This is a genomic window from Halorubrum ejinorense, assembly GCF_055389685.1.
The window spans coordinates 290,274-314,077 of sequence record NZ_AP043777.1; the positions used below are offsets into that span (position 1 = coordinate 290,274).

18 protein-coding genes are annotated in these 23,804 nt (G+C 67.8%); 4 read left to right on the plus strand and 14 right to left on the minus strand.

Annotated elements, in window-relative coordinates; genetic code table 11:
* Positions 1–118 precede the first annotated feature (118 nt).
* Positions 119–610 (plus strand): DUF3592 domain-containing protein, encoded by a 492-nt coding sequence (locus ACZ5KW_RS02535; protein WP_343779590.1) that lies wholly within the window; start codon positions 119–121, stop codon positions 608–610.
* Between the two features lie 128 nt (positions 611–738).
* On the opposite strand, the gene ACZ5KW_RS02540 is transcribed toward ACZ5KW_RS02535, so the two are convergent.
* Complete coding sequence (locus ACZ5KW_RS02540; protein WP_343779593.1) at positions 739–2,928, minus strand: elongation factor EF-2; 2,190 nt, start codon at positions 2,926–2,928, stop codon at positions 739–741.
* A 203-nt stretch (positions 2,929–3,131) separates the two neighbouring features.
* Here ACZ5KW_RS02540 and ACZ5KW_RS02545 point away from each other — a divergent pair, with 203 nt between their 5' ends.
* Together ACZ5KW_RS02545 and ACZ5KW_RS02550 are read left to right on the plus strand one after the other, a co-directional pair.
* Positions 3,132–3,776, plus strand: coding sequence for a bifunctional 4-hydroxy-2-oxoglutarate aldolase/2-dehydro-3-deoxy-phosphogluconate aldolase (locus ACZ5KW_RS02545; protein ID WP_343779595.1), 645 nt, complete (start codon positions 3,132–3,134; stop codon positions 3,774–3,776).
* Between the two features lie 181 nt (positions 3,777–3,957).
* The gene (locus ACZ5KW_RS02550; RefSeq protein WP_343779598.1) at positions 3,958–4,107 is read left to right on the plus strand and encodes a hypothetical protein; all 150 of its coding nucleotides are present in this window, start codon (positions 3,958–3,960) and stop codon (positions 4,105–4,107) included.
* Positions 4,108–4,145: 38 nt separating this feature from the next.
* Here ACZ5KW_RS02550 and polC read toward each other — a convergent pair whose 3' ends face one another.
* The 13 genes from polC to rnz all read right to left on the minus strand — a co-directional run bounded on the left by polC (position 4,146) and on the right by rnz (position 23,186).
* A complete protein-coding gene (gene polC / locus ACZ5KW_RS02555) occupies positions 4,146–9,806 on the minus strand; it encodes a DNA polymerase II large subunit (RefSeq protein WP_343779601.1) in 5,661 nt (1,886 codons plus the stop codon).
* Positions 9,807–9,837: 31 nt separating this feature from the next.
* Positions 9,838–10,257, minus strand: a complete 420-nt coding sequence (locus ACZ5KW_RS02560; RefSeq protein ID WP_343779604.1) for a PPC domain-containing DNA-binding protein — start codon at positions 10,255–10,257, stop codon at positions 9,838–9,840.
* Positions 10,258–10,492: 235 nt separating this feature from the next.
* Positions 10,493–10,873: a NifU family protein gene (locus ACZ5KW_RS02565; RefSeq protein ID WP_343779607.1), complete on the minus strand. Its 381-nt coding sequence runs from the start codon at positions 10,871–10,873 to the stop codon at positions 10,493–10,495.
* Between the two features lie 60 nt (positions 10,874–10,933).
* Positions 10,934–11,263, minus strand: a complete 330-nt coding sequence (locus ACZ5KW_RS02570) for a DUF5783 family protein (RefSeq protein ID WP_343779609.1) — start codon at positions 11,261–11,263, stop codon at positions 10,934–10,936.
* A gap of 329 nt (positions 11,264–11,592) precedes the next feature.
* On the minus strand, positions 11,593–13,728 hold the full coding sequence (katG, locus tag ACZ5KW_RS02575) for a catalase/peroxidase HPI (protein WP_343779611.1): 2,136 nt from the start codon (positions 13,726–13,728) through the stop codon (positions 11,593–11,595).
* A gap of 304 nt (positions 13,729–14,032) precedes the next feature.
* Positions 14,033–15,460, minus strand: a complete 1,428-nt coding sequence (lpdA, locus tag ACZ5KW_RS02580; protein WP_343779613.1) for a dihydrolipoyl dehydrogenase — start codon at positions 15,458–15,460, stop codon at positions 14,033–14,035.
* Positions 15,460–17,106, minus strand: coding sequence for a 2-oxo acid dehydrogenase subunit E2 (locus ACZ5KW_RS02585; protein WP_343779615.1), 1,647 nt, complete (start codon positions 17,104–17,106; stop codon positions 15,460–15,462). Before ACZ5KW_RS02585 ends, lpdA begins: the two co-directional genes overlap by 1 nt.
* Positions 17,107–17,172: 66 nt before the next feature.
* The gene (locus ACZ5KW_RS02590) at positions 17,173–18,159 is read right to left on the minus strand and encodes an alpha-ketoacid dehydrogenase subunit beta (RefSeq protein WP_343779617.1); all 987 of its coding nucleotides are present in this window, start codon (positions 18,157–18,159) and stop codon (positions 17,173–17,175) included.
* Entirely contained in the window at positions 18,160–19,263 is a 1,104-nt protein-coding gene (gene pdhA / locus ACZ5KW_RS02595) for a pyruvate dehydrogenase (acetyl-transferring) E1 component subunit alpha (protein WP_343779619.1), read from the minus strand.
* Positions 19,264–19,575: 312 nt separating this feature from the next.
* Positions 19,576–19,980 (minus strand): DUF8146 domain-containing protein, encoded by a 405-nt coding sequence (locus ACZ5KW_RS02600; protein WP_343779621.1) that lies wholly within the window; start codon positions 19,978–19,980, stop codon positions 19,576–19,578.
* 93 nt (positions 19,981–20,073) lie between these two features.
* Entirely contained in the window at positions 20,074–20,709 is a 636-nt protein-coding gene (locus ACZ5KW_RS02605; protein WP_343779624.1) for an RPA family protein, read from the minus strand.
* Positions 20,710–21,636 (minus strand): replication factor A, encoded by a 927-nt coding sequence (locus ACZ5KW_RS02610; RefSeq protein ID WP_343779626.1) that lies wholly within the window; start codon positions 21,634–21,636, stop codon positions 20,710–20,712.
* 620 nt (positions 21,637–22,256) lie between these two features.
* Positions 22,257–23,186, minus strand: coding sequence for a ribonuclease Z (gene rnz / locus ACZ5KW_RS02615; RefSeq protein ID WP_343779627.1), 930 nt, complete (start codon positions 23,184–23,186; stop codon positions 22,257–22,259).
* A 111-nt stretch (positions 23,187–23,297) separates the two neighbouring features.
* Between rnz and ACZ5KW_RS02620 the strand changes: the two genes are divergently transcribed.
* The gene (locus ACZ5KW_RS02620; protein WP_343779629.1) at positions 23,298–23,576 is read left to right on the plus strand and encodes a DUF7538 family protein; all 279 of its coding nucleotides are present in this window, start codon (positions 23,298–23,300) and stop codon (positions 23,574–23,576) included.
* Positions 23,577–23,804: the final 228 nt, after the last annotated feature.

Below are 23,804 nucleotides of genomic sequence, written 5' to 3' on the forward strand. Positions count from 1 at the left end.
GAATTATGTGTCACCGACCCGTCTCGCGGGTGTGAACTCCCTCCACCCCGCCGGTCGGCGGCCACGACGCGAACGTCCCCGTAGAATCGTCCGCCGCCGCCCCGAGGTGTCGTAGCGAATGGGCGACGGACTCACGATCAACGGGCCGAGCACGGTCGCCGGTGCGGTGGTGATGCTGGTCATCGGCCTCGCCGCGGCCGGCTACGGCGCGTACGACTACACCCAGCAGTCGAACGCCGTGGAAGGCGCCGTCGAGGTCGACGCCACGGTCACCGAACTCGGCGTCGAACCGGTCACGACCGGAAGCAGCACGGGCGCGAGCTACCGGCCGACGGTCCGGTTCACCTACGAGTACGACGGGCGCGACCACGAGAGCACGAACGTGTTCCCGTCCGCGATCGAACCGAACTACGACACCGAGTCGGCGGCGCGAGCGGTCCTCGACGGGTACGCGGTCGACGAGACCGCCACGGCGTACGTCGATCCGTCGGACCCGGACGGGGCGTTCCTCCGGTCCCAGACGTCGAACGCGCCGCTGCTCGCGGTCGCGGTCGGCGTGGGTTTCGTCCTCGTCGGCGGACGGTCGGCGGTCAAGCGAGTCCGCGGCTGACGGGGGCGGCGCGAGACCGGTTCCGCCGCTGACGACGGGAGCCGGTCAGCGAGAAGCGTCACGAGCGGGCGGTCGAACGGAGAGTCGTGCGAAGAGCGGCCGCAGAAACCGCGAACCGCGTCGTCGACTTAGAAGTAGTCGATCGACTGCGGCAGTTCGAGCTTCATTCCTTTGCGCTCGCGGATCTCCATGATCTGTTCGCGCTGGAGGTTGTCGACGAGCACGCGGAAGCCCGCGTTCTCGGTGTTCCACGAGGCGCGGCCCTCGGTGGCCGAGCGGATGTCGGAGGAGAACCCGATCATCTCCTCGACGGGCGCGATGCCCTCGACGACCATGAGGTCGCCCTCCTGGTACATGTCGTCGACGCGGCCGCGACGGCCCTGAATCTCGCCGGACGCCGCGCCCATGTGTTCCGAGGGCACGTCGATCCGGACGTCCTGGATCGGCTCGAGCAGGCGGACCTCACCGTCGATCAGCGCGCGGTGGACCGCGTCGCGGACCGCGGGGATGACCTGCGCGGGGCCGCGGTGGATGGTGTCCTCGTGGAGCTTCGCGTCGTGGAGGCGGAACAGCGACCCCTGGACCGGTTCGGCGGCCAGCGGGCCGTCGTCGAGCGCTTCCTGAAGCCCCTCCAAGACCAGCTCCATCGTCTCGTTGAGGTGCTGGATACCCTTCGTGTCGTCGATGAGGATGTTCGTCCGGTGGATGTCCTCGACGTTCTGGGAGGTGTCCTTGTCCATGCCGGCCTCCTGCAGCGCCTCGCGGCGCTCCAGTTCGGGCATGTCCATCGAGACCTCGCCGAGCTGGATGGCGTCGACGATGTCCTGGTCCATCGGCTCGACGGTGATGTAGAACTTGTTGTGCCGGTTCGGCGACTGCCCCTCGACCTCGCGGGAGGACTCCTGAGGCTGCTCGCGGAACACGACGATCGGTTCGCCGGTGATGACCGGGATGCCCTGGTTGTCGCGGATCCGCTGGGTGATCACTTCGAGGTGGAGCTCGCCCTGCCCGCTGATGAGGTGCTCGCCCGTGTCCTCGTTGATCTCGATCTGGATCGTCGGGTCCTCCTTGGCGACCTGCTGGAGCGTCTCGATGAGCTTCGGCAGGTCGTCCATGTTCTGGGCCTCGACGGACTTCGTGATGACCGGCTCGGAGATGTGTTCGATCGACTCGAACGGCGTCATCTCCACGGAGGAGACGGTGGAGCCGGCGATGGCGTCACGCAGCCCCGTGACCGAGGCGATGTTCCCCGCCGGGACGCGGTCCACCTCCTCGCGTTCGGACCCCATGAAGAGCCCGACGCTCTGGATGCGGTTCTTCCCCGCTGTGCCGGAGACGTACAGCTCTTGGCCCTTCTCCAGCGTCCCGGAGAAGACGCGGCCCGTCGCGATCTCGCCCGCGTGCGGGTCCATCGAGATGTCGGTGACCATGAAGACGACCTCGCCGTCCTCGTTGACCATCCGCATCGTGTCGGCCAGCTCGCTCTCCGCGTCGCCGCGCCAGATGCGCGGGACACGACGGGGCTGAGCGTCGACCGGATTCGGGAAGTGCTCACAGACCATGTCGAGCACGACGTTCGAGAGCGGCGTCCGCTCGTGGAGCTCCTCGCGCTTGTCGTTCTGTTCGAGCTCCATGATGTCGCCGAAGTCCATGCCGGTCCGCTGCATGGAGGGCATCGAGACGCCCCACTTGTACAGCGCGGAGCCGAACCCGACCGTGCCGTCCTCGACGGAGACGGTCCAGTCCTCGGGGATGTCGTCCATGTTCTCGGCCATCCCGCGGATGAGCTCGTTGACGTCGGCGATGACCGACATCAGCCGCTCTTGCATCTCCTGGGGCCCCTCCTGGAGCTCCGAGATGAGTCGGTCGACCTTGTTGATGAAAAGCGCCGGCTTCACGCCCTCGCGGAGCGCCTGCCGGAGCACCGTCTCCGTCTGGGGCATCGCGCCCTCGACGGCGTCGACGACCACCAGCGCGCCGTCGACCGCGCGCATCGCGCGGGTGACGTCGCCCCCGAAGTCGACGTGGCCGGGCGTGTCGATGAGGTTGATGAGGTGGTTGGTGTCCTCGTACTCGTGGGTCATCGAGACGTTCGCCGCGTCGATGGTGATGCCGCGCTCCTGTTCGTCCTCCTTCGTGTCCATCGCGAGCTGCTCGCCCGCGGTGTCCTGAGAGATCATCCCGGCACCCGCCAGCAGGTTGTCGGAGAGCGTCGTCTTGCCGTGGTCGACGTGGGCGGCGATGGCGATGTTCCGGATGTTCTCCGGGGTGTCCATCAGCCGCTCGCACTCTTGAACGATCTTCTTGCGTCGGCCCATTATACCGAGTGTTACCGAAAGCAGGGTCAAAAGGGTAGTGTTTCGTCGCGGCCGTTTCGCCGGGGATCACCCGGGAACCCCGCCGATTTCGTGTCGACGGGTGTCACGGAGCGGTCGCCGTCGGGCCCCCTCCCGAGCCGCGTTCCGTGACACCGTCTACCGTCATCGGCGCGGTTTTAAGACCGACTCGGGAAACGGGAGGTATGAACGAGACGCTCTCACGGCTCGTCGACAGCGGCGTTGTCGCAGTGTTGCGCGGAGTGCCCGCCGATCAGCTCATCGGAATCGCCGAAGCGCTGCGCGAGGGCGGCGTCACCGCCGTGGAGATAACCGCCGACACGCCGAACGTCGCCGGACTCATCGACGAGGTCTCCGGCTCCTTCGGCGACGAGGTCGTCGTGGGCACCGGAACGGTCCTCGACAGCGAGACCGCCCGGACGACGCTGATGGCGGGCGCGGAGTTCGTCGTCTCGCCGAGCCTCCACGAGGACGTCATCGAGACGTGCAACCGCTACGGCGCCGTCAGCGCGCCGGGCGTGATGACGCCGACGGAGGCGGTCCGCGGCTACGAGGCCGGCGCCGACTTCGTGAAGGTGTTCCCGGCCAAGACCGTCGGGCCGGACCACCTCGGCGCGATGAAGGGGCCGCTCGGACAGATTCCGATGATGCCGACCGGCGGCGTGAGCCCCGACAACGCCGCCGACTACGTCGACGCGGGCGCGTTCGCGGTCGGCGCGGGCGGCGCGCTCGTCGACTACGACGCCGCCGAGCGCGGCGACTACGAGGTCATCACCGAGACCGCCCGCGAGTTCACGCGAGTGGTCGAGGAGGCGCGCGGGGACGAGTAAGCGGGGGAACCGCGCCGCGCGCCGGCCGTCGGCTCAGCGGCGCCTGCGGCGACGACGCCGTGCCGACCGGCGTCGAGCGCTCCGGCGATCATCCGGACCTGACAGCCGAACCCGGATACCCGCTTATTGCGTCAGCGAGCGTGAGAGACGCTATGAGCGATTCTCGATGACGACCATCCCGATGCCCACGGACGCCGACCGCTGCGTCCGCTGCGGCGCGTCGACCGGCCGCGGTCGGCTCGTCGTCGCGAACTCGGCCGACGATCCGCTACAGGTGTACGAGTGCGGCGCCTGCGGCGCCGTCGTCCGGGTCGGCGGCCACGAGTGGTGACCCCGGAGGGGCGGCCGCGAGCGGCCCGACGGACCGCCTCACATGAAGTCCGCGATGCCCGACTGCTTGTTGGTGTCGTCCTCGAAGATCGATTCGAGCGACTGGTCTAACACCTTCAGCCGCTGTTTCGTGTAGGGCCGGCAGCCGAACCGCTCGGCCACCTCGATGGCGGTGTCGACGTACTTGCTCACCGACCCCTCGTGGACGGTGAGGTTCACCCGACCCCCGCACTCGCGGCACTCGCCGGTCAGCGGCATCCGGCGGTACTTCTCGCCGCAGTCGAGACAGCGCGTCTCCTGTCGCGAGAACGCGCGCAAGTTCCCGATGATGTCCGGCAGGAAGTGGTACTCGATGACGCGCTCGGCCACGTCGGTCTCGTCGACCGCGCGCAGCTTCCGGGCCAGCTCAAGTTGCGCGTCCATCTTCTCCATCATGTCGCCGAGCGTCTTGTACGCCGACAGGTCCGGCCCCATCGCGATGTCCGTCGTGTCGTGGGTGTGGTCGAACCCGTGGTACTCGTCGTCCGTGCCGAGGGTGTCCTCGCCGATCTGGATCAGATCCTCGACCGCCTCGGGGTCGGCCATCTCCCGCGAGGCCTCGTACAGCTCCTTGGGGTACTCGCGCACGATGTCGACGTTGTGCGCCTCGTCGTCGATCTCCGAGGGGTCGATCCGCGAGGACATGACGAGCGGCGCGTCCATGGAGTTGTGAGCGTACAGCCAGTTGGCCGTGAACACCGGGTCACCGCCGACCTGTAAGTCGTAGAGGTGACCGTCGTAATCGATGCGATCTACATCGGTAACCCGGAGATACGCGAGGTCACCGTCAACGAGCGGACGGATCGTCTCGAGCATCTCGCGTGCAACGGTTGGGAGGTCGCGCTCGTCGAGCGTCTCGACGATCGACTCCAGCTGTTCGAGGCTGATGTTTTCACGTCGCTTGAGGTATTTCGGGATGAGCTCGGTGATTCCCGAGATGTCCATGCGTCTGATTTCGAGGAGTTCCTCAGGAACGCCGACTGTGAGACTCTTCGGTTGATATGGATCCTCGCCGTCAAGAACGCGTCGAAGCGGGTTGTCTGAGGCCCCGCCGGAGACGGTAACCGTGTAGATCCGTTGTCGAGGCGTCTCTCTGTCGCGCGTCGAGACGTTGGCAACGATGCCGAGTCGGTGGAGCAGGAAGACGATCCCGTCTTTGAGGTCTTCACTCGTCGTATGGAATCTGATCGACGTGTGATTTTCGTCGGTCGGTTCGCTCCCGTCTCCAGTGATGAATCCACGCAAGAACGACCGTACCACCGATCGGTCGCCGCGGCGGATCGGTTCGGGAACGACCTTCTCGCTCGAATCGTACGACTCCTCGTCACGGAAGCCGAGTTCGAACAAGACATCCTCGAACACAGCCGGGAACCCGATTTCGTACGCCTTGTTCGACCACCGTACTGACGGTTCGACGCCGAGCGTATCCGTGATGATGCGCTCGGCCCGTCGGACGACCTCCTCGTCGGCGTTGGTGATAGTCGGTCGAACAGACGAGGTCGATCCCTCAGCGGCGAACAGTCCGAGAAGCCACGAGAAGTCCTCGTTCATCGGGATATACCGCGAGACACCTTTTGAGGATCCCTTGCGACCGATCTGCAGGTTCCACTCAGCGCGCCAGTTTCGTGATACCCCTTCGATATCACGGAGGGTTCGCAAGGCGATCTTCTTTTTCGAGAGTCGATACGAGAGTCCGCCGTCGAAGGCAGCGCGAGCGTCACTTCCCCACGGCGTCTCGTCCCACACCTCTCGGAGATAGGATTCAACCGATTCGTCGATGAACACGTAGGGATCGTCGACGCACTCCGCGACGTCGACGACGTTGCCGGCCTGCGGCTCGACGTCGAACTGCTGTGGCGCGACGACGAGGTCGCCGACTTCGAGGTCATCGCCGGCGACTTCTTCGATACCGTCATCGTACCGAAACAGACTGTGATTCGGCGTGATATCGAGCGATCGTCCGAACTGCGTCTCGACCCTAAGCAGGGTCTCGTCCTCGTCGGCGCGGTATCGGATCGCCTTCTCGATCGGTTGGAGACTCGACTCATGACTCCCGTCGAACGTGTACGTCTGCCAGCCTTCGTGTACGCACGTTCGTTTCTTGAACTTCCCATCGACTTCGACGGGCGATTCGAGCTCGTTCCAGAACTCCTGGAATGTGAGGTATCGGATCCGTCCATGTGGATCGCGAGCGACGAGTCGGGAGTCCTCGGCGACACTGCCGCCACGCTGATCGGGGAGGTATTCTTTCGAGAAGTTGAGCAGTCCGTCCATGAGGAGCATGACGCAGTCCTCGTCGCCGTCACATTGAGCGACTGACAAGTCGTTCGCCGCGAGCGTGTGCGTCTCGGCGACGGTAAGATTGTACGTGTATTCGACGTCGCTTTCGAGGAACGAAACCGACGCAACTTCGTCAGTCTCGATTCCTCCGTCCGTCGCCATGCCGGTGGCGGCGTTCGGCGATACGTTCTGCTGTGAAGGACTCGACGGAACGGAATCACCGACCTCCAGTTCGTTCGCGGCCACTTTTTCAACTTCCCCGTCGACGACTCGCAGCATCGTGTGGTCGGGCGTCACGCGAATCGAACGCCCTCGACGCGTTTCGATCCGGACGAGGTGATCCTGACTCGGATGTTTTGAGACGGCAGTCACCGGCTGTGTCACCTCGTTTCCGCGTTCGTCGATCGAAGGCACCTCGATCGCACCGTCGAGTTCCTCAACGAGCGTTCCGAAGTCGTCGGTCCGCGGATCGTCCAGCCGGTCCTCGACGAACGTCTCGATCGTTTCGCGGTGCCGACCCGCGTTGTCTCGATACTCGATCTCCGTCTCCGGATGGAAGCAGTTCCGCCGTTTCGCGGCGTGAAAGTACGGATGCGCGTATCCGACCGCGGCCGATGTGAAACCGACCACTCTCCCGACGGTCGCGGCGCTCGTGTGCGGCGCCATCCCGAAGACGAGCTCGCCGACGAGGTCGTCGCGCTCGTTCACCTCGTAGAAGCGGTCGAGCCCGTAGAACTGTTCGAGGAGGTCGTCGACGAAGTCCGCGGTCTTCAGCATGTGCTCCGCGGCGCCGTCCGAGAGGACGATGTCCTGGACTCGCAGTTCGACGACCTGGTCGTCGTGTCGCAGCGGCTCGCCGTCGACATCGGTCTCGTAGCCCAGCTCGCGGAAGTGGTCCGCGGTGACGTCGAGTTCCTCCGGGCGGACCGCGGTGACGGGGAGGTCCGTCATGTCGTAGCGGACCGTCCCGTCCTTGAACGACGTGACGCCGTTCTTCGCGCGGAGGACCCCCTTTTCGATCGGCTCCGGCGTCTTGTTCCGCGAGGTCAACCCCTGAACGCCTTTCAGGATCTCGAAGGCGGACTCGCGCTCGCCGACCGTCTCCAGCGCGGAGCGGTACGCGTCGTTGACGTCGACCTCCTGGTAGCTCGCGGCCGTCACCTCCCACTCGCAGTTCGGGCACTCGACGCGGCCGGCCTCGTCCGGCTCGCAGACGGTGCCGCAGTCGCCGCACTCGTAGTGCGGCTCCGTGTGCGCCCCGCAGTCCGGACACCGAGCGGCGTAGGCGTGGTCGCCGCAGTCGGGGCAGACGCGGTCGGAGACCTCCAGGTCGTGGCGGCCGCGGCGGCCGCGGTCGTCCATCACGTTCGCCGCCTCCGCGACGTCGCGCTGGGGCCCCCCCGCCTCGTTGATCGGGAAGAGGGTGTGGACCGCCGGCGAGAGGTCGCGGCTCTCCGACTTCTCCGGTCTCCCCATCCGGTTGCCGATCCGGGTCGGGGCGCGCTCGCGCACTTCGAACGGGGCGACCTCGTTGACCGCGCGGACCGCGTTCTCCCCGTCTGCGTACCCGCGGGCGGCCCGCGAGAGGTCGTCCGCGTCCCACTCCTTGCGGAGTCCGTCGTCGATTCCGAGCGACCGCGCGAGGGGTCGCCACGTCGGGATTCGGAGGGCGTCGGGGGTCGCCGCGTGCTCGATCAGCAGCGACTCCAAGGCGTCTCGCACCCGGTCGGTGTGCTCGATCGCGAGCACGCCCTCGACGACATCGCCCGCGGCGACCGCGTCGGCGAGGGTCTCGAAGGCGTCGACCGACACGTCGTGCCAGAGGTAGGTGTACTCGGGGTGGAGCGGGCAGTCGTACTCGTCCGCCCACGCGAGCGCGGCGTCGACGGCGGGGTGTTCGAGGTCGACGTGCGGATCGTCCCGCATCGCGCGGACGTCGGCGCCGGCGTCCTCGAACTCCTGGACCCACCACTCGGGGACGTACGAGGCCGGCGCGAGCGGGTGGTTGTTCTCGACGAACTCGCCGTAGTTGACGAGGTACTCCCCCAGATCGAGCACCTTCTCGATCCCGTTCCGGATCTCCTTCGCCTCCTCGGGGTCGTCGATCTGCCGGACCTCGCCGTTCGCGAGTCGAACGGTCGGCCCCTCGATGGAGTCGACGGGCACGACGCCGTGCGCCTTCCCCGGCCGCTCCGTCTTGATCTGGGTCCCGGCCGCGAGGAAGTCGTCGACGATGTGCATCGTCGCGGGGTGGACGCCGCCGGTCGCGAAGCCGTGGTTCCGCGCCCGGCCGTAACGGAGCCGGAACCCGCCGGCCTCGCTCGGGTGGGTGAAGACGGGGCGGCCCGCGATGAGGTCACGGAGGAACTTCTGCGAGGGCTCGGCTCGCGGCGGGCCGTCGGCCTCGGCTTCGACGTCGGACTCCGCGTCGTCCGGTTCGCCGTCGGCCGCCTCGTCGCCGCCCGCCGCGTCGTCCGCCTCGTCCGCCTCGTCCGCCCCGTCCGCAGATTCGGGGTCGTCGCCGTCGCCGGCCCCGTCCTTCCCGATCGTGCCGTCGATGAGGTCCTGGAGCCACGGCCAGTCGACCTCCTCCAGATCGCGGGTGTACCGCTGGATCTTCGGGGCCTTCAGCGCGATCCCCTCGGCCGCGACGAGGCACATCCCGCCGCGGGCGGAGTTGGTGTCGATCCGTTCGAGGTCGCGGAACCCGGACACCTCCTCGTCGCTCGTCGCCTCGCCGTCGAGCATGACGGGGATGTGCTTCGCGATGAACTTCGACTCCTTGTCCTTCGGCGTGTACTGGAGCCCGGTCTCCTTGTCGTATAAGGCGATCTCCTCGGCGTACCGCTCGACCTCCTGGTCGCGGGCCTTGTACTCGTCGACATCGAGCAGCGAGCGGGCGTAGTCGGCGACGAGCACCGACAGCGCCTGTGCGGTCCCGCCCGCCGACCGGATCGGTCCCGCGTAGTAGACGTTGACGAACTCGGTGCCGTCGTCGTTCTCTAACAGCTCCACGCGGTCGATCCCCTCGATCGGCGCGGCCACGACGCCTTCGGTGAGCAGCGCGACGGCGGTCCGGACCGCCCCCTCGATTTTCCCCTCGCGGGAGTCGTAGTCGCCGACGGTCCCCTCGACGAAGTCCGTGACGAGTTCGAGCGCCGCCTCCTCCCGGGACATCTCTCCCTCCAGGTCGCGGACGCGCTCCGCGACGCCGTCGATCCCGAGGATGTTCTCGACGCGGTCGGCCATGTCGCGCGCGACCGGGATCTCGATCTCCGGCTCCGGGTCACGTCCCTGCTTTTTGGCCGCTTCCGCGACGTCCCACGCCTCGTCGAGACGGTCTTCGATCCGCGCGAAGTAGCGCTCGTCGTCCGGTCTCATCGCCGGGACTCGTCGCCTCGCGTTCGTCGGCTCACAGCCACAGGTCGAGGTCGGTGGCCTCGTCGTGCGAGCGCTCCAGCGGCTCGGCGAACGCGCGGAGGTGACACTCCCCGGCCCACACGGTCGCCGAGTCGAGGTGGCCCGCGAGCGCCTGCCCGCTCGGCCGCGAGAGGACGGCGTGCGTGTGCGCGAAGGTCTCGCCTTCGAGGAGCGAGACGTTACCCACGCAGGCGGCCACCTCCAGCGGCTCGTCGAACGTGACCGACCGGTACTCGGTGTCTTCCTGGTCGTAGAACCAGACGTCCGCGTCCTGGACCGCGCCGAGCGCCGTGAACCAGCCGGCCTCGACGTCTTCCTCGCGGGCGAGCGACTCGATCTCCTCGCGCCAGTCGGCGCCCGTCTCGAACCGCGCGACGTACTCCGCCGTGGGTTCGACCTTGCGATGGTACATAGAGTCTCCCCACGACTGCCGGGATGAAAAAGGCTTCAGTCGGAGCGACGGGGATGTCGTACCGAATTCTATATAGCGTCATGAGGTTTATTTTCGCGTCGGCACGGGCGGACGGTGGCGCATCTCAGACTACAGAATCAGGCGATAGAGACGATTCTTCCGGCAAAACGGCCGATTTCGATGGCAGTGGCTCGTCGAACCGAGAATATAGAAGAACGGAGCGGCGTCGGCTACCTCAGAACGGCGCCTGCGGGCCTTCGTCGTCGCCGCCGTCGTCGGTGGTCTCCCCGGGGAAGGAGGGGGACATGCCGCCGCCGCTGCTCGTACCGCCGAGGTCGCCGTCGGCGCCCGAGTCCATGCCGGTGTCGGCGTGGACCGTCTCGATTTCGGGGATCTCCTTGACCATCCGGGACTTGATCGCCTGGATCGTCATCGGAGAGATGCCGCAGCCGGAACACGCGCCGCCGAGCTGGATCGTGACCTCGCCCGTCTCGCGGTCAAGGTGGTTGATCGCGGCGCTTCCGCCGTGCATCTGGATCTGCGGGAAGTTGCGCCGCAGGAAGTTCGTGATCCGCTCGCGGAGGTCGTTGTCCGCGTCAGTCGTGTCCGTGCTCATGCTCGCGAGTTGGCGGGCGGCGTGCTTATGCCTTTGGTTCGGGCGGATTCGGGTGGAGCGTTACTCCGGGCGGTCGACGCCGAGCGTCCGGTACAGTTCGGACTCGATCCGCTCGACGTACTCGTCGAGCGCCTCCTCGAACGTGTCGTCGTCGACCGGAACGGCGCCGCGGATCCGCTCGCGCGGGTTCTCCGGGAGTTCGACGCGGAAGGCACCGTCCTCGTAGAACGGTTCCGACTCGTTGAGCACGGTCTGGTCGATACCGTGGATCAGCTCCGAGTCGTACCGGTCGTTCATCTGGTTGAACGCGTTCTTGTACGCCCGCTGGAGCTCCTGAAAGTAGTTGGCGTACTTGTCCTCGAACTTCTCCGGGTCGAACTCGTTTGCCATGTCGCGAACCACGGCTCGGCGGGAAAAAAGCCGGTCGATCGGCGGCGAAACGCCGGCACGGACGGGAACGGAGCGGTGTGCCGTCACAGCGGGGAGCCCATAGTGAGTCCAGTAATAAATCGTATAACGCGATATAGAATTGCGCAGGCAGCGCCAGCGGAGTCCGAGGTGACTCCAGAAGGGCAGCGCTCCCGTCGTCCGCGGTCGTGAGTTAGTGGGGACTGGCGAATGCGAACGGCAGGCTCGACGAGCGGCGAGCGAGGGAGGAAGGGAGGACGGCGGAACCGGAGAGAACGGCGTCGAATCGGAGAGGAACCGCGAGCGACGCGTTACTCGAGGTCGAAGCGGTCGAGCGTCATGACCTCGCTCCACGCCTCGACGAAGTCCTCGACGAACTTCGCGTCGTCGCTCGCGTACACGTCCGCGATGGTGCGGAGTCGCGCGTTCGAGCCGAAGACGAGGTCGGCACGCGTCGCCTCCCACCGGACCTCACCGGTGTCGCGGTCGCGAATCTCGTAGACGTCCTGGTCGTCGGTGACCGCGTCCCACTCGTACCGCATGTCGAGCAGGTTCGCGAAGAAGTCGTTGGAGAGCGTGCCGGGCTCGTCGGTGAAGACCCCGCGGTCGGAGTCGCCGTAGGTCGCGCCCAGCGCGCGCAGGCCGCCGGCCAGCACCGTCATCTCGGCGGCGGTCAGCCCGAGTAGGTCAGCCTTGTCGACCATGAGGTCCTCGACGGCCTCGTCCGTGTCGCCGAGGTAGTTCCGGAAGCCGTCGGCGTCGGGTTCGAGCGCCTCGAACGACTCGGCGTCCGTCTGCTCGGGCGTGGCGTCGACGCGGCCGGGTTCGAACGGGACCTCGACGTCGTGGCCCGCGTCGGCCGCGGCCTGCTCGACGGCGGCGCTGCCGCCCAGCACGATGAGGTCGGCGAGCGAGACGCGCACGTCGTCGTCGCGCGACTCGTTGAACGACGCCTGAACGGCTTCGAGCGTCGAGAGGACGGTCTCCATCTGGTCGGGCTCGTTGGCCTCCCAGCTCCGCTGCGGTTCGAGGCGGATGCGGGCGCCGTTGGCGCCGCCGCGCTTGTCGCTGTCGCGGTAGGTGGACGCCGCCGCCCACGCGGTCTTGACGAGCTCGTCGACCGACAGCTCCGAATCGAGGAGCTCGGCTTTGAGCTCGGCGACCTCGTCGTCGCCGATGACTTCGTAGTCGGCCTCCGGCAGGGGGTCCTGCCAGATCATCGTCTCCTCCGGGACCTCGGGACCGAGGAAGCGCTCCGGCGGGCCCATGTCACGGTGGAGGAGCTTGTACCACGCCCTCGCGAAGGCGTCCTGGAACTCGTCGGGGTCCTCGCTGAACTCCTCTAACACCGCCCGGAAGTCCTCGTCGCGCTTCAACGCGACGTCCGTCGTGAGCATCATCACGTCTTCTTCGTCGTCCGGGTCGGCGACGCCGGGAGCGGCGTCGTCGAGTTCGTCGTTCTTCGTGGTCCACTGCCAGGCGCCGCCGGGGCCCTTCTCGGGGACCCACTCGTGGCCGAGCAGGTTGTCGACGTAGCTCGTGTCCCAGACGGTCGGCGTGGCGTTCCACGGTCCCTCGATGCCGCTGGTGATCGCGTCGGGACCCTTCCCCTCGCCGAACTCGTTGTCCCAGCCGAGGCCCTGGAGGTCGATTGGAGCGTCCTCGGGCTCGGGGCCGAGGTTGTCGCCGGAGTCGGCGCCGTGGACCTTCCCGAACGTGTGGCCGCCGGCGATGAGGGCGACGGTCTCCTTGTCGTCCATCGCCATGCGGCTGAACGACTGCCGGATGTTCTTCGCGGAGCCTTCGAGGTCCGGCTCGCCGTTCGGCCCCTCGGGGTTCACGTAAATGAGGCCCATCACGGTGTTGCCGAGCGGGTCCTTGAGATCGCCCTCCTCGTCGAAGCGGTCTGGGGAGGTCGTCTCGAACTCGCTCTCGGGACCCCAGTCGACGGCGTCGTCGCCCTTGAAGTCGTCCTCGCGACCGCCCGCGAAGCCGAAGGTCTCGAAGCCCATCGACTCGAGCGCGACGTTCCCGGTGAGCACGATGAGGTCGGCCCACGAGAGCTTGCGCCCGTACTTCGTCTTCACCGGCTCCAGCAGCCGGCGGGCCTTGTCGAGGTTCACGTTGTCGGGCCAACTGCTGATCGGGGGAAGCCGCTGGTGACCGCCGGCCGCGCCGCCGCGGCCGTCCGTGGAGCGGTACGTCCCGGCCGCGTGCCACGTCATTCGGATGAACAGCGGGCCGTAGGTGCCGTAGTCGGCCGGCCACCACTCCTTCGAGTCCGTCAGGACCGCTTCGATGTCCGCCTTCACTTCGTCGAGATCAAGCTCCGCAAACTCCGCCGCGTAGTCGAACTCATCGTCGTAGGGGCTGACGTTAGCGGCGTTCTGATCGAGAATCTCCAACTCCAACTGGTCCGGCCACCAGTCTCGGGTGTTGCTAGCCATCGAAAAGGCGTCCGCCCTCTCCGCTGATAATATTGTCTAATTCGGGAAGAGAATAATCATTATAACGGAGTATCTATCAAAATAATGAAGTTCTATTTACCGATCTACGAAACCGGTCCCGCGGCCCGCGATGGCACCGGCCGGAGTAGAGAGTTCGGCAGACGGTAGTCGAAAGCAGGGTTCGAACGAACGGTTCGAGAGCGGTCGTGTGTCGATACCTCGAGAAGCGGGCACCCCGGATGGAGGGCCTCCAACGATCGGAACGCCCGCAGTGACCGAGAGTCCCGAGCGGTTCGGGGAGCCCTCAGCGGTTCAGCGTGTGTATCGCCTGTCCGCGCGCGTTCTCCGCGGCCTCCATCACGGCCTCCGCGAGCGTCGGGTGAGTGTGGACGGTCGCGGCGACGTCCCCGAGGGTCGCGCCCATCTCGACCGCGAGCGCGACCTCGGCGATCAGCTCCGAGGCCTCCGGCCCGACGATCTGTCCGCCGAGGACGAAGCCGGTCTCCTCGTCGGCGACGATCCGGACGAAACCGTCCGTGTGACCGGTCGTCATCGCTCGGCCGGAGGCGTTGAACGGCATCTCGCCGACTGCGGGCTCGAAGCCGGCCTCTTCGGCCTCGCTTTCGGTCATGCCGACCGTGCCGATCACGGGATCGGTGAACACCGCCGCGGGGACCGCCTGCCGGTCGAGCGCAGCCGGTTCGCCCGCGATCACCTCCGCGGCGACGATCCCCTCGTTGGAGGCCGCGTGCGCGAGCATCGGGTCGCCGGCGACGTCGCCGACGGCGTGGATGCCGTCGACCGCGGTCCGCGTGCGGTCGTCCGTCTCGATGAACCCGCGGTCGTCCGTCTCGATCCCGGCATTCTCGAGGTCGAGCCCGTCGGTGACCGGCTGCCGGCCGACCGCGACGAGGATCTTGTCGGCCGGGTACGACGCCTCCTCACCTCCTTCGGTCTCGGTGTGGAGGAGGTAGCCGCCGTCGCCGCCCTCCGACCACCCGCTCGCGCCCTCGCCGAACCGGAACTCGACGCCGAGCTCCTCCGCCCGCGTGCGGACGATCCGCTTCACGTCGTCCTCGTACGGGTCGAGGATGTCGTCGAGCATCTCGACGACCGTCACGTCGGCGCCGAGCTTGGCGTAGGTGGTCGCCAGCTCCATGCCGATGTAGCCGCCGCCGACGACCGCGAGCCGGTCGGGGACGGTCTCGGCGTCGAGCGCGTCCGCCGAGCTCCAGACGTGATCGTCTGCGAAGTCGAACCCGGGAATCCGGATCGGTCGCGAGCCGGTCGAGACGATCGCGTGTTCGAACTCGATCGACTCCGACCCCTGCCCGTCGCCGCCGTGAGCGACGCGGACGGTGTGGTCGTTGGCGAACGACGCCGTTCCCTCGACGAGGTTCACGCCGTTGGCCTTACAGAGCTTCTCGACGCCGCTCGTGAGTTGATCGACGACGCCGTCCTTCCACTCGATCATCTTCCCCATGTCGACGGCGGGGTCCGCGTGGACCCCCATGAACTCCGCGTTGCCGGCCTCGTGGGCGAGCCCGCTCCCCGTGATCAGCGCCTTCGAGGGGATACAGCCGCGGTTGAGACAGGCGCCGCCGTAGGCGTCCTTCTCGACCAGCGTCGTGTCGAGCCCCTCCTGTGCGGCGCGGATGGCGGCGACGTAGCCGCCCGGTCCGGCGCCGATGACCAGTACCTCCGTTCCCGTGGTGACATCTCCGACGACCATTATTCGTTGAGTAGTAGCAGCGGGTGTTCTAAGTGTTCCATGACGGTGTTCGCGAACTCGGCCGCGACCGCACCGTCGACGACTCGGTGGTCGATCGACAGAGAGAGCGGGAGCGTCGGCGCGGGCACGACCTCGCTGCCGTCGTCGCCGTCGCGCACGACGGGGCGTTCCTCGATGGCGCCCAGCCCCAGGATCGCGGTCTCCGGGTAGTTGATGATCGGCGTGGCGTACTCGCCGCCGATGGCGCCGAAGTTGGTGATGCTGAAGGTGCCGCCCTTCATCTCCGCGGGTTTGAGCTTGCGCTCTCGGGCGCGGGAGGCGAGGTCCCTGACCTCCTCGGCCAGTTCGAAGAGGCCCTTCTCGTCGACGTCCTCGACGACGGGAACCATCAGTCCGGCGTCGGTCGCGACGGCGATCCCGAGGTTGTACTCGCCTTTGAGAACGATCTCCTCCTCGTCCTCGCGGAGTTCGCTGTTGAGGTAGGGGTACTCTTTCAGCCCCGCGACGATGGCCTTCATGACGAACGGCATGTACGTGAGCTTCACGCCCGCCGCCTCCGCCTTGGGCTTCAGCTCTTCGCGGGCCTCCACGAGCGCGTCGACCTCGGCGGTGTCGTGGTGCGTGACGTGGGGCGCCGTGAACTTCGACCGCTCCATCTGCTTCCCGATGGTGCGACGCACGCCCCGGTAGGGGACGGTCTCGTCGCCTCCGGCGGTCTCGGCGGCGGCAGGCTCGCCGGTCGCGTCGGGGGCGGAGCCCGCGTCGACGTCCGTCGGTTCCGGCTCGGGCGTCGACTCGGCCGGCGATTCCAGCGCGTCCGCGTACGCGGTGACGGCGTCGGCCGTGACGAACGCCTCGCCGTCGCGGGTCTCGTCGGTCGGCACGTCGTCGAGGTCGACACCGCGCTCGCGGGCGACCTTCCGCGTCGCGGGCGTCGCGAGCGTCGTCTCGCGGCCCGCGGGGTCCGGCGCGCTCGCGGCGGACGCGGCCTCGGATCCGCCCGCGTCCGTCGCGTCGGCGCTCCCTCGTTTGCTGACCGCGGACTTGCGCTCGCCCGCGTCGGTGTCGGTCGGCGTCGGGGCGGGCCGCGGGTCGGGGGCGTCGCTCGAACCGCCCTCCGCGTGCGCCCGGACGTCCGCCTCGCTGACGCGACCGCCGGGGCCGCTCCCGTCGACGGCCGCGACGTCGACCCCGAGTTCGCGGGCGAGGCGGCGGGCCGACGGCGGCGCGAACGTCCGACCGCTCGGCGTGTCGGGCTCGGCGTCCGTCGGCTCCGTGCCGTCCTCGGTGGCTGCTTCGGGCTCCGCGTCGGCTGTGTCGGGAGCGCCCTCGTCGGCGGCCGTCTCGCTCGCGGCGGCGGCGCTCTCGCCGTCGTCGGCCGCGGTGGCGTCTTCGCCGCCGTCCTCGTCCACGCGGAACGAGATGATCACGTCGCCGACGGGGACCATCTGTCCCTCCTCGACGAACAGCTCCTCGACGGTCCCGTCGTAGCTCGACGGCACCTCGACGAGCGCCTTGTCCGTCTCGACCTCGGCGACGGGCTGGTCCTCCTCGACGCGGTCGCCGGGAGCGACCAGCCAGGAGACCAGTTCGCCCTCGGCGACGCCCTCGCCCACGTCCGGCAGTTTGAACTCCTTGATCGTCATCTGTCGGTCACCTCTGGGGCCACGCGTCGGTCCTCGGCGGTCATGGGTGTATCTCCGACGGCCATGTTAAAATTCGACCGCCTCCAGGATGCCGTCCTCGATGCGCGCCGCGGACGGGAGGTAGTAGTCCTCCAGCGCGTACAGCGGGTACGGCACGTCGAACCCGGTGACCCGCCCGATCGGTGCCTCCTGGTACAACAGCGCCTCCTCCTGGAGGATCGCCGTGATTTCGCCCGCGAGCCCGCCCGTCTTGGGCGCCTCGTGGACGACCACCGCGCGGCCGGTCTTCTTGAACGACTCGACGACCGCCTCGCGGTCGAGCGGCGATATCGTTCGGAGGTCGACGACCTCGCAGTCGATCCCCTCCTCGGCGAGCGTCTCGGCCGCCTCCAGCGTGGGGCGTGTCATCGCGCCGTAGGTGAACACGGCGACGTCGTCGCCCTCGCGGCGGGTAACCGCCTCGCCGAGCGGGACGGTGTACGGCTCTTCGGGCACCGCCTCGCGGAACGCCCGGTAGATGAGCTTCGGTTCGAGGAAGATCACCGGGTCGGGGTCGCGGATCGACGCCGCGAGCAGCCCCTTCGCGTCGTGCGGCGTCGAGGGGATGACCACCTTCAGCCCCGCCTCGTGGGCGTAGAACGCCTCCTTCGACTCGGAGTGGTGTTCGGGCGCGCGAATTCCCCCGCCGTAGGGGGCACGCAGCGTCATCGGGAGGGTGAACCGCCCGCGACTGCGGGCGCGGAACCGCGCCATGTGGGAGACGATCTGGTCGAATCCGGGGTACATGAACCCGGAGAACTGAATCTCCGGGACCGGTCGCATCCCCATCGCGGCCATGCCGACCGCGGTGCCGACGATGCCCGACTCGGCCAGCGGCGTGTCGATCACGCGGTCGCCGCCGAACTCGTCGAACAGCCCCTCCGTCGCCCGGAAGACGCCGCCGTTCTTGCCGACGTCTTGGCCCATCACGACGACGTCGTCGTCCTCGTGTAGTTCGGTCTGTAGTCCGTCGCGCACCGCCTGTACCAGCGTGAGATTCTGTGTGTCAGTCATTCAATCCTCCAAGAACGCCGCGTCGCCCCGTTCGTCGCGCAGCGCGGCGAGTTCGTCGTACTGTCGCTCCAACTCGGCCGGAATCTCCGCGTAGGCGTGTTCGAACAGCGCCCGCGGGTCGGGGCGGGCCATCGACTCCGCCGCGTCGATGGCGTCCGCGACCTGCGTTTCGACCGACGACTCGATCTCCGCGATCCGCTCGTCGTCGAGGACGCCCTCGTCCCGCAGGTACGACTCCAGGCGGTCGATCGGGTCCTTTCGCTTCCACCGCTCGACCTCGTCGTCGTCGCGGTAGACCGTCGGGTCGTCGGCGGTCGTGTGCGCGCCGAAACGGTACTGGACCGCCTCGATGAGGGTCGGTCGCGGTCGGTCGGTCTCCGAGTCGCGAGCCTTCTCCAAGGCCGCTTTCGTGACGCTGTAGACGGCGAGCGGGTCCATCCCGTCGATCTGGACGCCGTCGATGCCGTACGCCTCGGCCTTCTGTGCCAGCGTCGCGCTCGCGGTCTGCCGCTCGCGCGGGACGGAGATGGCCCACTGGTTGTTGTTACAGAAGAAGACGGTCGGCGTGTCGAAGACGCCCGCGAAGTTGAGCCCCTCGTGGAAGTCGCCCTCGCTCGTCGCGCCGTCGCCGAAGTAGCAGATGAAGGCGTCGTCTCGGCCGCGGAGCTTCGAGGCCCACGCGGCGCCAGTGGCGTGGGGCACCTGCGACGCGATGGGGACGGCGACGGGGAAGACGTTCACGTCCGGCGGCGCGTTGTTGCCGTCCTCGTGGCCCATCCAGTAGAGGAGCGTCTGTTTCAGCGGGAGCCCGTGGACCAGCGCGGCCCCGTGTTCGCGGTACGACGGGACCATCCAGTCGTCCTCGTCGAGCGCGTACGCGGAGCCGATCTGAGCGCCCTCCTGCCCGGAGAGCGGGGGGTACGTCCCCATCCGGCCCTGTCGTTGGAGGCTCACCGCGCGGCCGTCGAAGTGACGCGCCAACCGCATGTGTCTGTACATCTCGACGAGCGACTCGTCGTCGAGGTCGGGGAGATCACCGACGACCTCGCCGTCCTCGTCGAGGACGCGAACCGTCTCGTCGTACGCCCTGTCGAACACGGTCACGGACGAACCCACCTTCGCATGTCCGATCCGTCCACCGCCCGGGTAATATTGTTTTCGTAAATAATTTAGTATAATCAGAAATAGTGGGTTAGCGCTGAGAAACCGTCCATCAGACGGGGAGAGAATCGGACATTTCTGAACAAACTCCGAGCAGTCCGGCAATATTTTCGCCGACATGTGCGTTTCGCGGGTTAGTAACGGACGAACAGGAAGGTTTTCGCGCGAGGGTTCGACCGCGGGGACCGCAGGCGACGGGCGGCGGCGCGGCTGAACGGGCGGGGGTACGGCGAGAGTGAGTGAGTCGGAACGTCGTTATCCGAGCCGGAACGACGGCTCGTCGGCGTCGCCGTCCAAGTCCTCCAGCTGGATCACCTCTTCGTCGTCGTCGTCGAGCTGCTCGCGGAGGTGGTTGACGTACCGCTTGTGCTCTTCGAGCTGCTCGCGGAGGTGTTCGGCCTCGAGCTCCAGCCGCTCGTGTTCGCGGACGAAGCTCTTCGGGACCTCGATCTTCGGGGGGAACGACTCGCCGCCGTCGTCCATGCGGTCCAACTCGGCCTCCGGAACGGCTCGGACCTGACCGTCGTGGGCAACGAGCGTGTCCACGTAATCCCGGAAGACCGCCGACAGCGAGATGTCTCGCTCCTCGGCGATGTCGCGGAGGGCTTCGAACGCGTCCTCGTTGACGCGGAACGAGATCGTCTTGTTCTTGTTGCCCATCAGCGGAACGTTGGTCCCGCAGATCACTTAAGCGTTTGTCAGACGGTAGCAAGAAATGCGATCGCGTGCGAGAGCCGGGACGCGCCGGCGCCGTCAGGGTTCCGGCGTGCCGGCCGGGTCGGGTCCGTCGGCGGCGTCGTCGCCCGCGAGTTCGTCGCCGCTCTCGTCGAGGTCCTCCAACGCCGAGAGCGCGGCGGCCTTGTACGTCTCGGGGTCGAGGTCGTACTCCTCGCGCGCCATGCGCGCGTACTCGTTGCCCTCGTCGTCGAACGCGGCGACGCGCTCGACGGTCCGATGGGCGGTCTCCGCGACCCAGCGATCGCGGGTGGCGGCGTCGACCTCGGTGATCGACTCGGGGCGGACGGAGACCCGGACCGTGCCGTCGTCGGCCTCGTAGGTCCGGGGTTTCCCCACGACTGCGACGTAGGCCGGGGGCTCCATGTCCCGGAGTTTGGAAGCGGCTTCCGGCTGGTACTGCCCGGCGTACACGAAGAACGTGCCCGTCGGGTCGACGATGCGGCCGCGCCAGTACTCGCTGTCCTCGCCGACGTCTTCCTTCTCGGTGAGCGTGCCCACGAAGAACACGCGGTTCGAGGACTCGCCGGTCGGTAACAGCGCGTAGACGGGGGCGCGCTCGTCGTCGGACTCGGTGAACGTGTAGCCGGCGTCGTTGAACTCGTTCGCGAACACGCGCCGGGCGACCTCTCGGGTGGGTGCTGACTGGCTCATTCAGATCGACCTCGCTTCGATCAGCGCGCTCTCAACGTCGACGGTTCCGGGGTCCTCCATCTCGTCGACCAGGACGTACCGCCCGAACGTCGGGCCGGTGACGCGGTAGTAGCGCCCGAGCACGTCGTCGCCCATCTCCTCGGCGACGACGGTGGTGTCGAGCGCGTCCATCGCCATGTCCTTGGCCTCCTCTAAGCCCATACCGGTGAGCTTCTCGGTGGCCTCGCGGTCGAAGATGACCTCGGTGACGGTCTCGCCGTCGTCGAGGACGCCTTTGATCCGCAGGTCGAACTCGCCCTCGACCTGGCCGTGCTCGGAGCAGCGGCCGTTCTGGAGGACGCGCGTACAGTCGTCCTCGGGGCAGCGCTTGATGAGTCCGGAGCCGGACTGGATGTCGACGAGGGCGCCTTCGACGGTGTCGGCGTTGTCGCCGACCTCGATCTCCTCGTCGACCTCGGTGATGCCGGTCGTCCGGTTCAGCTTCACCGAGTAGCTCCCCTCGTACTCGTCGGTGACGACGTTCGTCAGTTCGTACGCCTGCCCCTCCGTCAGGTCGGGGAGGTCGGAGGTCTCGAAGGCGACGAACTTGATCGTGCCCGACTCGTCGCCGACGAGTCCGACCTGTGAGATGGAGTCGCTGCGGGGCTCCCAGAGGTCGACCAGTTTCACGCGCAGGTCGACCCACTGTTCGTCCTCGTCGATCTCGTTGACGAGGACGGACTCGCTGCCGCCGCGGCCGAGTTCGTCCCGCTCCATCCCGGCGTCTTCGAGGTAGCTGTTGGTGACGCTCCGGCGGGCCTCGTCGAGCGGCACGCGGTACTCGTCGACGAGCGTCGCCAGCCGTTCCTCGACGTCGTCGGGATCGACGTCTACGTGGTCCGAGAACTGTTCCGCTATCGCTTCCGCTTCCTGTCGCAGTTCGCTCATGGGGTGTCTCCGCCTCCGGTCTTGTTTCGGTGGGAGGCGTACGGTGGTTGGTTCCTCACCGTATTAAAACGACGGTGACCGCGGTGAAAGTGGATCAAAACCGTCGTCTGAGGGCGTCAGAACAGGGTTCTCTCGATCCGCGGAGATCCGACGACGCAGCGGCGTCGACCGCGTCAGACGCTCGTCAGCCACACGCGGGCTTCGTTTCGAGTGGAACGATCACACGGGTCGCAGCCGCACGAGACGAGGGCTCGACGAGAGCAACGGACCGATCCGATGACGCGTGCCTGCGAGTGGCCGCCGGAGGCGGCCGCAAGGAGCACGCGCGAGGTCGTCGGGCTTCGCCCGACTGCCAGAGGCGCGTCGCGCCTCGCTGTCGCCGGCGCTACGCGCCGGCTGCCAGAGGGACCTTCGGTCCCTCGCTGGAGTCGGCGGCGACCGAAGGGAGCCGTCGACGAGGCCGGGGAGGCGTGAGGTGCGGTGCGGTTGCGGTCGGGTGGGGCTTCGGCAGTCGTGTCCGCAGCGGCAGCTACCTCGTATCGAGCGGTCGGGGCTCCGGCGGCGTTCGTGCCAGTCACAAAACCATCCGAGTAGAACCGACCGGTCGAACCGTCAACGCCTCAGTCCGCGTCGGGGAACGGCACGTCGATCAGGTCGCCGTCGTCGGGCAGCAGGCACTCCCCGTCGAACTCCTCGCGGGCGTCCCGCCGGATCGGGCGTGCGTCCGCCGCGTACCGCGAGGAGATGTGGACTAAGGCGAGCCGTTTCGCGTTCGCGCGCGCCGCGATCGACCCCGCCTCGCGGCCGGTCGAGTGGGCCGTCTCGCGGGCGCGGTCGGCCATGTCGTCGGCGAAGGTGGCGTCGTGGATCAGCAGGTCCGCGTTCTCGGCCGCCTCCACGGTCCGCTCTCTCGGGCGCGTGTCGGCGGTGTACACCAGTTTGCGACCGGGACGCGGCGGGCCGACCACCCGTTCGGGCTCGACGACCGTCCCGTCCTCCGCCTCGACCGCCTCGCCCTCGTGGAGGCGGCCGAATTTCGGCCCGACGGGAACGCCGAGCTCCTCGGCTTTCGGGCGGTCGAACCGCCCCGGTCGATCGTCCTCCGCCAGGACGTAGCCCTGTGATTTGGTCCGGTGTTCCGTCTCGAAGGCGCGCACGGCGTAGTCGTCGGCCTCGTGGGCGACCTCGCCGGGCGCGACGGGGTCGATCCGGACCGGGAAGGCGGGGTCGTGTCCGGCGGCGCGGACCAGATCCCGGAGACGGTCGCCGGTCCCCGGCGGACAGTGGATCGTGAGCGGGTCGGTGCGGTCGTTGAACCCGAGCGTCTGGACGAGTCCGGGGAGGCCGAGGACGTGGTCGCCGTGGAGGTGCGAGACGAACACGCGGTCGACGGCGAAGCCGGTCCCGCTGCGCATCATCTCGCGCTGGGTACCCTCGCCGCAGTCGAAGAGGAAGCGGTCGCCCTCGCGGTTGACGAAGACGGCGCTCGCCGCGCGTTCGACGGTCGGAACGGCGCCGCCCGTCCCGAGGAACGTGACGCGAAGAGACATGTCCACTCGTCGGAGCGGCGGTTGTAAACCGGTGTCGATGCGGCCGGACGGGAGACGAGCGTTCGACGCCGCGGCCGACACCCACATCCGTCCGGCCGCCCGAAGGCGGCCATGCGAGAACCGATCGCCGCCTTGGTCCGACAGGAGGGCTGGCGCGCCGAGGGCGCGGCGGCCCGCGTCCACTACGAGGGGGCACGCGAGCAGTTCGCGGTGGAGTTCTACGCCGAGACGGAGCGCACCCTCTACTGGACCGTCCCGACCGAGGACGACGAGGCCGGCACGGCCGCGCCGATCCCGCGCGAGCGCGTCCCCGATCCGCTCAGGCGTCGCGTCCGGGGGGACCTCGAAGCCGCCGGTATCGACCCCGCGATCGAGCGGCGCGACCTCTGACGCCGCGAATCGAAGGCGGGCGACGAGGGTTCCGACGCCGCGGGTCGGCGGCGAACAGTGCCGGTCTCGACGCCGCGGGGGCCCGCAGTCACCGCGCCTGCCGATCGAGACCGGTCGAACGGCCACGACCGGTCTCTCGCCCGCGGCCGTCGAGGGCGGGATCGCCCGAATGGGGGCGTGTTACCGGCGTTTTCTGCCGATGTATTTCGGTTCGAAGGAAACCTATTT

Bases quoted from the DNA above. Each gene is read 5' to 3' on its own strand.
- ACZ5KW_RS02560 (WP_343779604.1), bottom strand. From the start codon at position 10,257: ATGTACCATCGCAAGGTCGAACCCACGGCGGAGTACGTCGCGCGGTTC.
- ACZ5KW_RS02590 (WP_343779617.1), bottom strand. From the start codon at position 18,159: ATGACTGACACACAGAATCTCACGCTGGTACAGGCGGTGCGCGACGGA.
- polC (WP_343779601.1), bottom strand. From the start codon at position 9,806: ATGAGACCGGACGACGAGCGCTACTTCGCGCGGATCGAAGACCGTCTC.
- ACZ5KW_RS02545 (WP_343779595.1), top strand. From the start codon at position 3,132: ATGAACGAGACGCTCTCACGGCTCGTCGACAGCGGCGTTGTCGCAGTG.
- rnz (WP_343779627.1), bottom strand. From the start codon at position 23,186: ATGTCTCTTCGCGTCACGTTCCTCGGGACGGGCGGCGCCGTTCCGACC.
- ACZ5KW_RS02585 (WP_343779615.1), bottom strand. From the start codon at position 17,106: ATGACGATCAAGGAGTTCAAACTGCCGGACGTGGGCGAGGGCGTCGCC.
- katG (WP_343779611.1), bottom strand. From the start codon at position 13,728: ATGGCTAGCAACACCCGAGACTGGTGGCCGGACCAGTTGGAGTTGGAG.
- ACZ5KW_RS02565 (WP_343779607.1), bottom strand. From the start codon at position 10,873: ATGAGCACGGACACGACTGACGCGGACAACGACCTCCGCGAGCGGATC.
- ACZ5KW_RS02535 (WP_343779590.1), top strand. From the start codon at position 119: ATGGGCGACGGACTCACGATCAACGGGCCGAGCACGGTCGCCGGTGCG.
- ACZ5KW_RS02620 (WP_343779629.1), top strand. From the start codon at position 23,298: ATGCGAGAACCGATCGCCGCCTTGGTCCGACAGGAGGGCTGGCGCGCC.
- ACZ5KW_RS02540 (WP_343779593.1), bottom strand. From the start codon at position 2,928: ATGGGCCGACGCAAGAAGATCGTTCAAGAGTGCGAGCGGCTGATGGAC.
- ACZ5KW_RS02550 (WP_343779598.1), top strand. From the start codon at position 3,958: ATGCCCACGGACGCCGACCGCTGCGTCCGCTGCGGCGCGTCGACCGGC.
- ACZ5KW_RS02600 (WP_343779621.1), bottom strand. From the start codon at position 19,980: ATGGGCAACAAGAACAAGACGATCTCGTTCCGCGTCAACGAGGACGCG.
- ACZ5KW_RS02610 (WP_343779626.1), bottom strand. From the start codon at position 21,636: ATGAGCGAACTGCGACAGGAAGCGGAAGCGATAGCGGAACAGTTCTCG.
- ACZ5KW_RS02605 (WP_343779624.1), bottom strand. From the start codon at position 20,709: ATGAGCCAGTCAGCACCCACCCGAGAGGTCGCCCGGCGCGTGTTCGCG.
- lpdA (WP_343779613.1), bottom strand. From the start codon at position 15,460: ATGGTCGTCGGAGATGTCACCACGGGAACGGAGGTACTGGTCATCGGC.
- ACZ5KW_RS02570 (WP_343779609.1), bottom strand. From the start codon at position 11,263: ATGGCAAACGAGTTCGACCCGGAGAAGTTCGAGGACAAGTACGCCAAC.